The sequence below is a fragment of the Micromonospora sp. NPDC002411 genome (assembly GCF_053592955.1).
In genome coordinates, this window is sequence record NZ_JBSFBM010000178.1 from 1 (window position 1) to 14002 (window position 14002).

The 14002-nt window shown below is 70.9% G+C and carries 15 protein-coding genes; 5 read left to right on the plus strand and 10 right to left on the minus strand.

The genetic code is table 11. The annotated features are described in order from the left end of the window. The first annotated feature begins 102 nt into the window (after positions 1-102). Positions 103-1524 carry a glycerophosphodiester phosphodiesterase gene (locus ACWCO3_RS20855; protein WP_450011540.1) on the plus strand — a complete coding sequence of 474 codons (1422 nt, stop codon included), beginning with the start codon at positions 103-105 and terminating at the stop codon, positions 1522-1524. A gap of 55 nt (positions 1525-1579) precedes the next feature. On the opposite strand, the gene ACWCO3_RS20860 is transcribed toward ACWCO3_RS20855, so the two are convergent. The 8 genes from ACWCO3_RS20860 to ACWCO3_RS20895 all read right to left on the minus strand — a co-directional run bounded on the left by ACWCO3_RS20860 (position 1580) and on the right by ACWCO3_RS20895 (position 7410). Then, on the minus strand, positions 1580-2176 hold the full coding sequence (locus ACWCO3_RS20860) for a hypothetical protein (protein WP_145780428.1): 597 nt from the start codon (positions 2174-2176) through the stop codon (positions 1580-1582). A 112-nt stretch (positions 2177-2288) separates the two neighbouring features. Next, positions 2289-2891 carry a hypothetical protein gene (locus ACWCO3_RS20865; RefSeq protein WP_208744993.1) on the minus strand — a complete coding sequence of 201 codons (603 nt, stop codon included), beginning with the start codon at positions 2889-2891 and terminating at the stop codon, positions 2289-2291. Further along, entirely contained in the window at positions 2888-3649 is a 762-nt protein-coding gene (locus ACWCO3_RS20870; protein WP_145780426.1) for an EndoU domain-containing protein, read from the minus strand. The genes ACWCO3_RS20865 and ACWCO3_RS20870 overlap by 4 nt, the downstream gene beginning before the upstream one ends. Before the next feature lie 7 nt (positions 3650-3656). Next, the gene (locus tag ACWCO3_RS20875; RefSeq protein WP_145780424.1) at positions 3657-4358 is read right to left on the minus strand and encodes a WXG100 family type VII secretion target; all 702 of its coding nucleotides are present in this window, start codon (positions 4356-4358) and stop codon (positions 3657-3659) included. 10 nt (positions 4359-4368) lie between these two features. After that, complete coding sequence (locus ACWCO3_RS20880) at positions 4369-4689, minus strand: type VII secretion target (protein ID WP_145780422.1); 321 nt, start codon at positions 4687-4689, stop codon at positions 4369-4371. Positions 4690-4808: 119 nt separating this feature from the next. Further along, positions 4809-5372, minus strand: a complete 564-nt coding sequence (locus ACWCO3_RS20885; protein WP_357928288.1) for a GerMN domain-containing protein — start codon at positions 5370-5372, stop codon at positions 4809-4811. Continuing rightward, on the minus strand, positions 5369-6724 hold the full coding sequence (locus tag ACWCO3_RS20890) for a sensor histidine kinase (protein WP_145780418.1): 1356 nt from the start codon (positions 6722-6724) through the stop codon (positions 5369-5371). Before ACWCO3_RS20890 ends, ACWCO3_RS20885 begins: the two co-directional genes overlap by 4 nt. Beyond that, on the minus strand, positions 6721-7410 hold the full coding sequence (locus ACWCO3_RS20895) for a response regulator transcription factor (RefSeq protein ID WP_450011544.1): 690 nt from the start codon (positions 7408-7410) through the stop codon (positions 6721-6723). Before ACWCO3_RS20895 ends, ACWCO3_RS20890 begins: the two co-directional genes overlap by 4 nt. A 150-nt stretch (positions 7411-7560) precedes the next feature. On the opposite strand from ACWCO3_RS20895, the gene ACWCO3_RS20900 reads away from it, so the two are divergent. From ACWCO3_RS20900 to helR, 4 genes are all read left to right on the plus strand, one after another. Further along, the gene (locus ACWCO3_RS20900) at positions 7561-7917 is read left to right on the plus strand and encodes an STAS domain-containing protein (protein ID WP_145780415.1); all 357 of its coding nucleotides are present in this window, start codon (positions 7561-7563) and stop codon (positions 7915-7917) included. A gap of 13 nt (positions 7918-7930) precedes the next feature. Then, positions 7931-8521 carry an STAS domain-containing protein gene (locus tag ACWCO3_RS20905; RefSeq protein ID WP_145780413.1) on the plus strand — a complete coding sequence of 197 codons (591 nt, stop codon included), beginning with the start codon at positions 7931-7933 and terminating at the stop codon, positions 8519-8521. Between the two features lie 55 nt (positions 8522-8576). Continuing rightward, a complete protein-coding gene (locus ACWCO3_RS20910) occupies positions 8577-8957 on the plus strand; it encodes a YccF domain-containing protein (protein WP_208744992.1) in 381 nt (126 codons plus the stop codon). Between the two features lie 172 nt (positions 8958-9129). After that, positions 9130-11277 (plus strand): RNA polymerase recycling motor ATPase HelR, encoded by a 2148-nt coding sequence (gene helR, locus ACWCO3_RS20915; protein ID WP_450011547.1) that lies wholly within the window; start codon positions 9130-9132, stop codon positions 11275-11277. Between the two features lie 48 nt (positions 11278-11325). Here helR and ACWCO3_RS20920 read toward each other — a convergent pair whose 3' ends face one another. Further along, complete coding sequence (locus ACWCO3_RS20920) at positions 11326-13410, minus strand: PQQ-dependent sugar dehydrogenase (RefSeq protein WP_450011549.1); 2085 nt, start codon at positions 13408-13410, stop codon at positions 11326-11328. A 120-nt stretch (positions 13411-13530) separates the two neighbouring features. Beyond that, the coding region (locus tag ACWCO3_RS20925) for an RNA polymerase sigma factor (RefSeq protein WP_450011551.1) at positions 13531-14002 on the minus strand (472 nt) is incomplete at its 5' end.

Here is a 14002-nt window from a genome sequence, read left to right on the forward strand (position 1 = left end):
ATGACAAGGCCAAGGAGGCCAGCGCCCAACAGGTGCGCCTCTACGGCACGGACGGCAACATGCTCAACTCCTATCCTGCGGAGTTGAAGGAACGCCTGGGTCGTGACGAACACCGCCTCCGCCCCGTACGCCGCCGGCACCGGTCGGGACGTCCGGGTGGCCGTCGAGGTGCACGGCAACCAGGCCCGCTGGATCTTCGACGGCCGGGAGGCGATGCGGACGAACAGTCTCCAGCGCTCCGCCGACGGCGTGCAGGGGCTCTTCGTCAACGGCGCGACGGTCTCGTACGACGACGTCACCGTCACCGAGCTGGCGGCGAACGGGTACCTGCGACCCAAGGGCAGCCCGTTCACGGTGATCGCCCACCGGGGCGCGTCCGCCGCCGCACCGGAGAACACCCTCGTCGCGCAGGAGATCGCGCGTCGCGGCGGTGCGGACTGGATCGAGAACGACGTCCAGCCGAGCAAGGACGGCGTCCCGTTCATCCTGCACGACTCGACAGTCGACCGGACCACCGACGGCACCGGCACCATCCGGAACCTGACCGCCGCGCAGATCAAGGCACTCGACGCCGGCTCCTGGTTCGGCCCGCAGTACGTCGGCGAGCGGGTGCCCACCCTCGCCGAGCAGTTGGCGGACCTGCGGACCCGCGGCGGCAACCTGCTCCTGGAGATCAAGGGCAAGCACACCCGCGACGAGGTCGCGACCATCATCAAGGTGATCCGGGACGAGCAGATGACGGGCCGGGTCTTCGTCCAGAGCTTCGAGGTCGACGCGCTGCGGTACACCTACGAACTCGCCCCCGAACTGCCGCTGGGCCTGCTACGCAGCACCCTGGACGCCGATCCGGTGGCCATCGCCCGGGAGCTGCACCTGACCGCGTACAACCCGGACGGCAACGCGTTGCTGGCCAAGCCGGAGGTCGTCGCCCCGCTGCACGCGGCCGGGGTCGCAGTGATGGCCTGGACGATGGACTCGGCCGGCCTGTGGCAGCGGTTGGAGCGCATCGGTGCGGACGCGATCATCACCAACCGCGCGGCCGAGCTGGTCGGTTGGAACTCCGCGTTCCTCCAGCGGGCGTCGGCCGACCCGACCGTGGAGATCACCTCGCCGGCCGACGGCGCACGACTGGACCGGGCGCAGTCGCCGGTGATCGCCATCGCCGCGACCAACGCGGACACCGTCACCGTCACGCTCGACGGCAGGAAGTCGGCGGCCGGGCGCAAGCTCGACCTGGCCAAGCTGACCGCCGACCGGCACACCATCTCCGTCCAGGTGAGCGGGCCCGACGGTGCCGCCACCGCGACGAGCGCCTTCACCGTGACGGTGAGCCAGGCCGGCCTCGGCTACCTGGTCCTCACCTCCGGGGCCGATCCGGGCGCCGTCACGGCGATGACCACCAAACTGGTCCACGCCCAGTACGCCGAACTGGCCACCTACGCCGACCGGCAGGCCGGCAAGCTGGTGCCGGCCGAGGTCGCCAGCGTCATCGCCGCCGACGCCCGCACCCTCGCGCTGAAGTAGCACCCCCGCACGTTGGTCCCCGCCGTCGCGCTCGACGGCGGGGACCGACGTCATCTCAGTGGACGGTCACCGGTGATTCAGCCCGTTCACCCTGCTCCCCTACCAGTGGCAAAGCCGGGGCCAACGCCGCCAGCATGCACAGGCCAGCGATGGGGAGCAGGTCGAGCGTGACCACCGGCAGGACGATGCCACCGAGCAACAGCGGAACGCTCCACCACGGCAGCCGCCGCCGGGCCGCCAGCATGCCGGCCAGGACGACCAGGCCGAGGAAGAAGAACTGGGGTACGACGTCGTAGAAGGCCACCTCGACGCCGGGGATGTCCTTGAAGTCCGCGCCGAGCGCCGACATCTCCGCCCGGTCGGCGGCCAGGAGCCCTTCGACGATGTCGGCACCGAACTGCACCATTGTCGCGGCGAGCCCGACCAACGTGAGGGCCACCACCCCGTCGCGCCACCGGCTGCGCGGCAGCAGACGGGACAGCGCGAGCACAGCCGGCACGAAGCACACCATGCCCGCGAGGGCGACCAGGTGCGCGGCCTGCCAGTCGAACCCCGGGCCGTAGACCCCGTCGGACCTACCCCAGAGACGTACCAGGCCGTAGGCGGCGATACCGACCGGGCCGGCGATCAGGAAAAGCGCAGCGCGTTTCATGCCCGCCATCATCTGACCGCCGACATGTGCCGCGACTCCGGGAAGATCCCTTGCCCACCCCCGGATTCCAGCTCAGGTCTTCCACTGAGCAGACCCCCGGTGCGGGCTCCGCTCAGGCGCGCCAGACGGTCTGGGAGCCGGCCAACGCCGCCTCCTGGTAGGGCGTGCGCGGCGAGCCTCCGGCGATGACCTCCACCGGCCACTTCTGCTTCAGCGACACCCACAGGTGCGACATCACGCCAGAGTACGTCGACAGCTCGTCCGTGCCCTCGGCCACCTGCAACACGTACGCCCACGTCGCCGCGTCGGGCGCGCCGTCGAGGGGGGCACGCCAGGCGCGGTGCAGGGCGAGGCCGTCCCAGTTCGGGGCGTCGGCGGAGAGCAGCGCGTCGGCCGGCGCCGGATCCGGGGCGTCCGCAGGGCCGTCGGGCACGAACCGGTACGACAGTGGCGGCACCTGCTCCACGACGGGCACCTCGGCCAGGTCGGGACCGTCGGGTTCGCCGACGAACGTGCGCATCAGGTCGCGTTCCTCGACGGTGACACCGACGCCCTGGTACGCCAGGCTGAGCAGGAGGGTGGCGTCGGCCAGGTCCAGCTCGCCTGCGGCGTACTGCTCTCGGACACTGCCCAGGGCGTCGTCGGAGAGTCGGCCCGCGAGCCGTCGGCACACCTCGCCGACCGCCGCGTACATCTTGGTGTCCATGGTGGTCATCTCTTCTTGTAGTCGCCCAGCTCGGTCCGCGTGACGTTGCCCTGGCCGTCCTGGACCACTCTGATGATCTTGTTGCCCTTCGGGCCCTCCCAGGTCCAACTGCCGTCGCCGCCGACGTCGGGATTACTGTATCGGGGCGGGTTGCCCATCGGGATTCCCTCCGGCGCGGGGTTGGGCGCCGGCGGGTTGAGGATGACTCCCGGGTCGGTCTTTCTCGACGGGAAGGCGGTGCGGATCTCGCCGTCGGCGAGCACTGTCGTCTTGACCTCCACCCCATCCACGACGCCGACGTAGTCGTAGGCCCACACCGGGTTGCCGTCCGCGTCCTTGGTCGGGTTTGGCCCCCTGGTCGGTGGCCCCTGCTGCGTCACCCGGTGCGCGGCGTCGAGGATCTTCGCCTCGTCCCAGCTCTTCGGGAACTCCGTCTTGTTGGAGAAGCCGGTGCCCGCGAGGTGGCCGCCCTGCCGGCCACCGTCGCCCTCGAGGATGTGTTTCCTCGACGCGTCGCTGTGGTGGATGCCCCCGGCGGGCGGCGGCGTGGTCGGCGCGGGAGGGCGGGTCGGCCTCGGCGGTGTGGTGGTGGACCCCTGGCCGACACCCGGCGGATGGCCCTGCTGCCGCGCCTGGCCGGTGGCCTGCTGGGCGCTGGAGATGCCGTTCGCGGCGTTGATGCCGCCGTAGCTCCTCGGGGGTCTACCCGCGCCACCGCCGCCCGTGCCGCCACCGCTGCCGCCACCGGGTCTTCCGGCCCTCGCCATGGACGCCTTATCCGTTCACGATGCGGGTGAGGTTGGTCAGGCTGGTGATCAGCGCGCCCACGTACATCAGGATGCGCCCGGCCCACTTGACGACGGCGGCCGTGATCTGCGCGGCGATGACCGGGATCGTGACGACGAAGATGGCCTCGACGGCCCAGACGACCACGCGCGCCACGAGGTCGGCGATGAGGTCGCGCACGATGTCGCGGGTGAAGGCCACCAGGTTGCCCGCGCCCTCGGTGGCCGCCGCCAGCGCTGCGGAGACCGCGCCGAGGCCACCGAGAGCCTCGACGTTGTGGTCCATCAGATTGTGGTACGCCACAGCGGCCTGGCCATACCACTCGGGCAGGTCACCATCCAGGTGCGACCGCAGGTCGTTGGCCATGCTGTGCAGCTCGGCGGCCATGTTGTTCCAGGTGGCGGCGTGCGAGGCCACCACGTCGGGCATGCCGGTGAGCTTGTCGAGCATGTCCCGCAGCGGCTCGAAGTATTCCATCGCCCAGCCCAGACCGTTGGCCAGCAACGCGCTGAACGGGTCCAGCACCGTTACCGCCGCGTCCAGCCCGAACGCGGCGCCCGCGAGCAGGTCGTCAACCCAGCCCTCGCTCCTGATCGCGTCGACCAGCCCCTCGACACTGTCGGCCAGGGAGGCGCCCGTCCAGACCTCCCGGGTGGACGTGACGTCGGCGACCAGCGACATGTCGGTCATCGCGCAGCCCTCACGGCGTCAACTGGCTTCCGACGTTGGTGATCAGGCTGGCGTTGTCGTCGTCGACCGCGTCGTAGTCGTCGGCGGTGCGGCGCAGCCCGGTGGCGGCCAGCGTCAGGTTCTCCTCGACGCCGGCGAACAGCTCGTCCTGCCGAACGTGTTTGCTCTCCAGGACTCCGGCGATCCACCCGCACAGCAACCCGTACGCCGAGTCGTCCTGCGCGATGTGCGCACTCGCCGCCTTCACCGCCGCGAAGCGCGCGGCCAGCGCGTCGATGTTGCGCGCGTGGGCACGGATCTCCTCCGCGTCGACAGCGAAGCCGTCATCCATCGAAATCACCGCCAGCTTCGGTGGTCGTCGCCGCGCCCCCGCGTCATGATCATCAGTGCTGGAGTCTAACAAGCACCGTCCATCCAGGTGACCCCACGCCAGCCCCGCGCCGACCGGGCTCACCTGTCGACGATGAGCGGGGCGTAGTCGGCGCGGGTGAGCGGTGCGACGGACAGGGAACCGTCGGCCCGGGGCACACCGAGGGCTCTGCCGTCGCGCAGGAAGGCCACAGTGGTCACGTCCCCTCGGCTGGTCAAGGTGCACACGATCTGCCCGAAGGCGAGGACTTCGTCGCTACGGCCCGCATCGTCGGCGGGCGCGTCCACCGTCACCAGGGCCTGCATGCCGGTCACTGTCACACCAGCCGCGTTGACCGCACCGGGCAACGCGGTGGTCAGGCTGCTGTCGCGTTCGGCCCCGGTGGGCCCGGCGAGCAGATGCCGCAGGTGCTCGGCGACGCTGGGTGGGTCGTCGGCGCGCCGGACCACCGGGACGATCCAGTTGTCGCGGACCAGGCAGAGCGTCTCGACCGCGCGGCCGGCCGGCGCGGTGGCGTCGGCGGGAGCAGCGCTCTGCAACGGCCCGCGCGGGGGCTGCACCGGCCGAGGGCTGTCGTCGGTGGGTATGCCGCAGCCGGCCAGCAGCACAGTGAGCGCCAACGGGGCGAGACGACGACGGTTCACGGCAGACTGCCCGGCAGCGTGACCCGGAAACGCGCGCCGCCTCCGGGGCGGTCGACGACGGTGACGTGCCCCTCGTGCGCGGCGGCGTGCTGGGCCACCAGCGCGAGCCCGAGCCCGGTGCCGTCACCAGCGCCGCGCGTGTGGGCGACTCTGCCCCGGACGAAACGGTCGAAGATCGCCTCACGATCCTCCACGGGCACGCCCGGGCCGTCGTCGTCGACCTCGATCACCCCGGCGGCACCGTCGCGGCACAGGCGGACCGCCGCCGGGCCGGCGCCGTAGGTCACCGCGTTGTCGAGCAGGTTCGCCAGGACCTGGGCGATCCGCCGCCGCTCCACCTGCCAGGTCCGGGGTACGTCCGGCGCCAGGTGGACGAGACCGACCGGCAGGTCGTACGCGTGGCAGGCCTCCCCGGCCAACGTGACCACGTCCACCGGGGCCCGGTGGGCGGGCTGGTCGCTGCGGGCCAGGTCGATCAGGTCGTTGACCAGTCGCTGGAACCGGTCGATCTCGTCGGCGACGAGGCCGGCGGCGGTCGCCGTCCGCTCGTCCTGGTGTTCCCGTCGACGGGCCAGGACGCTGGCCGCCGCGGCGAGGGTCTGCAACGGTGACCGCAGCTCGTGGCTCACGTCGGCGGCGAACCGTCGATCCCGCTCGATGCGGCGGGCGAGTTGGTCGACCATCTGGTTGAACGACGAGGAGAGGCGGGTCAGGTCCGGATCGGTGGCCGGGTCCAGCCGGGCCGTGACGTCACCGGCGGCGATCTTCTCGGCCGCGTCGGCGACCGCCGTCAGCGGTCGTAGCCCGTGCCGGGTGGCGTACCAGCCGAGGGCCGCACCGGACCCGGCGACCAGCACCGCGACGGTCGTCAACGCCAGCGCCAGGACCTGCAGCGTCTGCTCCAGCTCGCGCAGCGAGTTGACCTCGAAGTAGGCCGCCGTGGAGGACAGCGGCACCCCGACCACCAGGGCGGGTTGCCCGGCGACGCGTACCCGCTGCACCGCCGGTTCCCCGGCGGCGACGACCCGGCGCATCTCGGCGGGGATGGCGGCGGTGGTGCCGGGGTCGGCGGCGCGCGCGTACCACTCGCCGTTGAGGTGGAGCACCGGCCGCCGGCTCCCGCCGGTGTCCAGCGACCGGAGCACCTCCACCACGTCCGGGGTGTCCGTGTCGAGCCCGGCGTGCACCACGGCGGCGTCGAAGTAGGCGGCGCGCACGGCGATGCGTTCCCGGTCGTCGAGCAGGGACCGACGGGTCAGCTCGTAGGAGACCAGCGCCATCGACGCCGAGAGCAGCAGCGCGCCCACGGTGAACGCCCCCGCAACCCTGGTCCGCAGGCCGAGTCGTCTCATCGCTGGAGCTTGTAGCCCAGACCCCGCAGGGTCACCAGGTGCCGGGGGTTCGCCGGGTCCGGCTCGATCTTCTGCCGCAGTCGCCCGACGTGCACGTCCACCAGCCGTTCGTCGCCGCTGTCGTACCCCCAGACGCGTTGCAGCAACTGCTGCCGGGACAGCACCCGGCCGGCGTGCTCGGCCAGCTCACAGAGGAGCCGGAACTCGGTGCGGGTGACGGTCACCTGCCGGCCGGCGCGGCGTACCTCCCCCGCTTCCGGGCTGATCTCCAACTCCCCGAACGCCACCGCCGGCACCGGGTCCGGCGTCGACACCGCCGCCAGCGGTCGGGCGCGGCGACGCAGTGCCCGCAGTCGGGCGGTCAGCTCCCGGATCGCCACGGGCTTGACCACGTAGTCGTCGGCGCCGGCTTCGAGGGCGGCCACGATGTCGTCGGTCTCGTCCCGGGCGCTGACCACAACGATCGGAACGTCGTCGTCCCGGCGCAACTGCCGGATGCACTCGAAGCCGTCGAGCCCGGGCAGCATCAGGTCGACGAGAACGTAGTCGGCCGGGTGGTGGCGCTGGGCGCGCAGACCCTCCTCGGCCGTGGCCGCGCCGAGGGCGTCGTAGCCCTCGTCCTCCAGTGCGAGCAGCAGCGCGAGCCGGATGCGGTCGTCGTCCTCGATCACCAGTACGGCCGTCATGTCGGAATCATCCTCGGCCGGTCGCCGGGTGACCAACCATGTCGGCCGGTCGGCAGTTTTGTCACACAACTGTCATAGACCCTTGCGGAGATCGCCAACCCCGCCCAGCACGGTGGTAGTCGACCGAGCGGTGAGGAGAGGGGTACGGCCATGACAACGCCCGTGCTGCCCACGCGGTACACGCTGCCGCTGGTCGAGGTACGCGTCGCCGAACTCGACCTGGCCTGCCTGCCGGAGGTCGGTGCGATGTTCGACCGGGTGCTGGCCCTGTGCCCCGCGCAGGTCGTGGTCGACCTGTCCGACTGCCGGCATCTCGACGCCGCCGCCATCGGTCTGCTCCTCGACGTGCACCGGCGGTTGTCCCGGGCCGACGCGGTGCTCACCGTCCGCAACCCGAACCCGCGGGTCGGGCGCATCTTGCACATCGCCCACCTGGACCAGGTGCTGTCGATCGTCACCGATCCGGGTGTGGCGGCGCAGACCGCACCAGGCCAGACCCGGACGTAGGAAGGACCCCAGCATGACCGTCGTCCCGGACGAATACCTGATGACCCTGATCTGCGACACCTGCGGCGAGACCATTCGCGGTACCGCGTGCGTGCTCCCCGACGCCGAGGTCGTCTGGACCCTGGTGGCCGAGCACGGCTGGAGCGGTTCCCCGTTCGCCACCGGCCCGCACCGCTGCCCGCCGTGCAGCTTCCTGCCACCCCCGCGTGGCGGCAACGGGTCGTGCGACGACCACGGCCCCGGCGGCATCCTCGGCATCGACCACCTGGACGACGTGACGGTCATCGCCGCCACCGGCGACATCGACCTCGACAGCGGCGACACACTGCGCACCGCGCTGCGACACGGGGCCGAGGTGGGCGGGCACGTCGTCGTCGACCTGACCCGGGTGCACCTCATCGACTCGACCGGGCTCGGCCTCCTCGTCCGCGCCCACCGCGACGCCCGGGAACGGGGCGTCACGCTCTGCCTGGCGGCCCCGTCGCGGTTCATCCGCACCGTCCTGCACACCATGCGCCTGGACGGAGCGTTCCCGATCTTCGAGAGCCTCGACGACGCCCTCGTCCAGTTGTCCGGCGTGACCAGCCCGGCAGCAGCCCGCTGAGCAGGGCGACCGGGTGCCGAACGACCGGGTGGTGAGCATCGCTCATGCTGGAGTGGTGATTCGCTTCGTACTGAACGTGTTGTGGCTCGTCTTCGGCGGCGGCATCGTGCTCGCGGTCGGGTACGGCTTCGCCGCCCTGATCTGCTTCGTCCTGGTCGTCACCATCCCGTTCGGCGTCGCATCGCTACGCCTCGCGGTCTACTCGCTGTGGCCCTTCGGCCGCACAGTGGTGCCCAAGCCCGGCGCGGGCGTCGCCTCGGGGTTGGCGAACGTCCTCTGGGTGGTGCTGGCGGGCTGGTGGCTCGCGCTGTCCCACATCCTCGCCGGTATCGCCCTCTGCGTGACGATCATCGGGATCCCGTTCGGCATCGCCAACTTCAAGCTCGTGCCGGCCGCGTTCTGGCCGCTCGGCCGTGAGGTCGTCGACGCTCCCTGAGCCGCTGCGAGGTCGCGGACACGCCCGGCCGACCGGGGGAAGGGGGACCAACGCACCCCTTCCACTCCTAACGTATATCGCACTGGGGGGCTTGCGGCAAGACCCCGTATATGACGCAAAATCGTCGGCCGAAGCCAGATTCGGCCGAAATGGAAGTCGTGAATTGCGTTCCTTGCCGCACTCCGTGTTCGACCTCCCCGACCGCCTCTCCCCCAAGGCCGCCCCGGCGCTGATCGCCCGCGACGAGCGCCACTTCGCGGCCATGGCGGAGAGCCTCGCGCAGGTGACCGCCGACCTGACCGAGCGCCTCGACACCGCCCGCAGAGCCCCTGGCGGTAAGGGTCGGCAGGCGGTGGACCGGGACGACGAGGTCCGCCGGCTGAGCGCCCGCCTGCGGTCGCTCAGCCGCTACGGACTGGACCTGTGCCTCGGCCACGTGGTCGAGGCGGGCAACCCCGATCCGGTGTACGTCGGGCGTCGCGGTCTCACCGACAGCGAGGGACAGCGGTTGCTGCTCGACTGGCGGTCCCCGGCGGCCGAGCCGTTCTTCGGCGCCACCCACGCCAACCCGATGGGCCTGACCAGCCGCCGCCGGTACCGGTGGACGCGCGGCCGGATCAGCGACTACTGGGACGAGGTCTTCACCACTGACGGGTTCGTGGGGCACGCCGCCGCGCTCGACGACCAGTCCGCGTTCATCGCCAGCCTGGGCAGCGCCCGGTCGAGCCGGATGCGCGACGTGCTCAGCACCATCCAGGCCGACCAGGACGCCATCATCCGGGCCGGGTCGGCCGGCGCGCTCGTCGTGGACGGCGGTCCGGGCACCGGGAAGACCGTCGTCGCCCTGCACCGCACCGCCTACCTGCTCTACTCCGACCCGCGTCTCGGTCAGCGTCGGGGTGGAGTGCTCTTCGTCGGGCCGCACCAGCCCTACCTGGCGTACGTGGCCGACGTCCTGCCCAGCCTCGGCGAGGAGGACGTGCAGACCTGCACCCTGACCGACCTCGTTCCCGAGGGTGCCACGGCGACCGTCGACACCGACCCGGAGGTGGCCCGGCTGAAGTCCTCCGCCCGCCTGGTCGAGGTGATCGACGCGGCGGTCAGGTTCTACGAGGACCCGCCTGGCACACCGATGACGATCACGACCGACGACGCCGACATCCGGTTGAGCGCGGACGACTGGGTCGACGCGTTCCAGGCGCCCGGGCCGGGAACCCCGCACAACGAGGCGCGCGACGAGATCTGGGAGGAGTTGCTCACGATCCTCGTCGACAGGTACGACGGTGACGTGCCGGACGACGCACTGCGGGCTTCGCTGCTGCGCAACCAGGCGCTGCGGTCGGCCTTCAACAGTGCCTGGCCGGTGCTCGACGCGGCCGACGTCGTCGGTGACCTGTGGTCGGTGCCCGCGTACCTGCGCAGGTGCGCGCCGTGGCTGAGCCCGGAGGAGGTACGCACGCTGCAACGCGCCGACGCCCAGGCCTGGACCGTGTCCGACCTGCCGTTCCTGGACGTCGCACGGCAACGGCTCGGCGACCGGGAAGGTGCGGGCCGCAAGGGTCGGCACGACCCGGCCGCCGCGGTGGAACGGGAGCACATGGCCCGGGTCGTCGACGAACTGCTCGCCGCCGACGCCTACGACGACGGTGAGGGTCTGCTGGCGATGCTGCGCCAACCGGACCTGCACGAGGTCCTGGTCGACAACTCGGCACTGTCGGACGCCGATCCGGACCTGCTCGCCGGCCCGTTCGCACACATCGTCGTGGACGAGGCGCAAGAACTGACCGACGCCCAGTGGCAGATGCTGCTGGCGCGATGCCCGTCGCGCAGTTTCACCATCGTGGGCGACCGCGCCCAGGCCCGGCACGGGTTCACCGAGTCGTGGCAGGAACGCCTCCACCGGGTCGGACTGGACCGGATCAACCTGGCCTCGCTGACCATCAACTACCGGACGCCGGCGGAGGTCATGGCGGTGGCCGAGCCGGTGATCCGGACCGTGCTGTTGGACGCCAACGTGCCGACGTCGATCCGTGGCAACGGGCTGCCCGTCGTCCGGGGATCGGTGTCCGAGTTGAGGTCGACGCTCGACACCTGGCTCGCCACACACGCCGACGGGATCGCCTGCGTCATCGGTGACCCGACGTTCCCGCCGACGGCCCGCGTCCGGTCACTGAGCCCGGAGCAGGCCAAAGGGCTGGAGTTCGACCTGGTCGTCCTCGTCGACCCGGATACGTTCGGCACCGGTATCGAAGGGGCCGTCGACCGCTATGTGGCGATGACCCGGGCCACCCAGCAACTCGTGATCCTGACCAGTGCCTGACGCGCTGCCACTGTCGACCGCCCGGTGGCCCGCCGGCCGGCCGCCTGGTCAGTTGCCCAGGGTGACGTGCAGGATCCTCTCGTTGCTGTTGTTGGGAGTGCTGTCCTTGTCACCGGTGTTGGTGGTGGTCAGCCACAGCCCTCCGTCGGGCGCGGGCTCGACAGTCCGCAACCGTCCGTAGGTGCCGCTGAAGTACGTCTGCACATTCGTCAGGCTGCTGCCGCTGATCACCGCGCGGTACATGCGGGCGCCCCGGGCGCAGGCCACGTAGAGCGCGTCGCGGACGATGGTGATGCCCGAGCAGGACCCTTCCGAGGTGGGATAGGTACGGGCCGGGGCGATGAAGCCGGCGGTGCCGCACGCGCCACTGGTGCCCTCGCACGCCGGCCAGCCGTAGTTGCCGCCCTTGGTTATCAGGTTGGTCTCGTCCATGATCGAGTTGCCGAACTCCTGCTCCCAGAGCCGACCCTGCGAGTCGAACGCCAGCCCCTGTGCGTTGCGGTGGCCGTAGCTCCACACGTAGTTGCCGAACGGGTTGTCCGAGGGGACGGTGCCGTCCGGGTTGAGCCGCAGGATCTTGCCCTCCAGGGCCGACCGGTCCTGCGCGTAGTTGCCGTTCTGCGCGTCACCCGTGCTGGCGTACAGCTTGCCGTCCGGGCCGAACCGGAGGCGACCACCGTCGTGGTACTTGTTGCGCCGAATGCCGCTGACCAGCACCTGCTCACTGGCGGTGTTGAGTCGGCCGTTCTCCAACCGGATCCGCACGATCCGGTTGTCGCTGGGCGAGGTGTGCATGATGTACAACCACCGGTCGCTGGCGTAGCTGGACGAGATGGCGAGCCCGAGCAGGCCGCCCTCGCCGTCGGTGCTCTGCACGTTCGGCACCGTGCCCAGGTTGGTCTTGGCCCCGGTGGTCGGGTTCAGCTGGATGATGTCGTGCGCGTCGCGGCGGTTGTAGAGGACGCTGCCGTCCGGCAACGTCACCAACCCCCACGGAATGTCGGTGTCAGTGGTGACCTGCCGCACCCCGCACACCGGGTTGCCGCATCCCGCGCCGGTGGTCACCGTCGTGGTGCCGCTGCGCGACGAGGTGTTGTCCTGCGCGTCCCGGGCCACCACGTAGTACTGGTACGCGGTGTTCGCGGCCAACCCGCTGTCGGTGAACGTGGTCACCGGCGGCGCTCCGGTGACAGTGCCGACCTTCACACCGCCGCGGTGGATGTCGTACGCCCGGACCCCGACGTTGTCCGTCGACGCGGTCCAGCGCAGCGTCACGGTGGTGCCCGACGCGGTGCCGGTGAGCTGCTGCGGCGCGGTCGGCGGCTGGGTGTCGGCCTGGCAGGGCGGCGGGGTGATCGAGACCGTGGCGCTCGCCTGGGACACGTTGCCGGCGGCGTCGCGGGCGTTGACGTACAGGCCCCAGGTCGCGCCGGCAACCACCGTGAGGGTGGTGGACAGCGTCGTTCCGCTCACCGACGTCATCAGCTGACCGTCGTGGTAGACGTCGTAGAAGGCGACTCCCACGTTGTCCGTTGACGCGTTCCAGGCGAAGGTCACCGAGTTGCAGGTCAGGCCGCTGACCCGTGGGCTGCCGGGAGGTGTCGGCGGCTGGCTGTCGGCGCTGCCGAAGGATGTCGTCCACCGTTGGTTGGACTGTCCGTTGCAGGTCCAGAGACCGACAGTGGTGCTGTTGGCGGTGCCGGCGCCGCTCACGTCGAGGCACAGGCCGGACTGGACGCCGACGATGGTCCCGGTGGTGGTGGTCCGCCAGCGTTGGTTCGCGCCGCCGGTGCAGTTGTTGATCTGTAGTGCGGCCGGGGCGGTGGTGTCCTGGCCGACGACGTCGAGACACATCGTCTCGTCGTAGACCCGCAGCTCACCGGCCGAAGTGAGGGTCCACGCCTGGTTGGCCTGGCCGTTGCAGTCGTAGATGTTGATGCCGGCGCCGGCCGTCCGGACGTTGCCGACCACGTCCAGGCAGCGGCCGCTGGCCACGCCGACCACCGTCGACGGCGCGGCGGCGGAGGCCGGCACACCGGGTGCCACGGCGAGCAGTGTCGCCGCCGCCAGCACGGCTGGCAGCAGCCGCCGTCGTCGTGGGCGACGTGCGTTGGTCCGTGCGATGACTCGCATCCGTCCTCCAGGGTCGACCACCACGAACAAGCGAACATCGACCATCAAAGATGGATACGGTGCACAAGTCAAACGATGTCCCTCGATCGGGGCAAACCCACAGATCGGCGCACGCTCTCCTCAACCGCCCTGCAACGACTCCCGCACGTGTCGGCGAGCGTGATGGATCCGGGACTTCAGCGTGCCGACCGGGATGCCCAGTTGACCGGCGATCTCCTGGTAGTCGAGCTGACACATGTCGCGAAGCACGAGTGCCGTCACCAGCTCCGGCCGGTGGGCCTCCAGCCGGTCCAGCGCGTCGAGGAGATCGAGACGGGATCCGGCGATGACGCTCGTCGTCCGGGGGTCGACCACGTCGACGGGCAGCAACGCGCTCGGCACCTCGGCGGCACGTCGCCGCAACCACCGGTAGGTCTGGCGGGCGCAGTTGGCGACCACCGTGTGCAACCAGGTCGTGAACAACGACCGGCCCTCGAATCGCTCGATGTGCCGGGCGACCTGCACCAACGCGTCCTGCGCCGCCTCTTCCGCGTCCTGCCGGCAGGGCAGGAAGCGTCCACACTGCTCAAGGACCCGCGGCCCGATCGCGGCC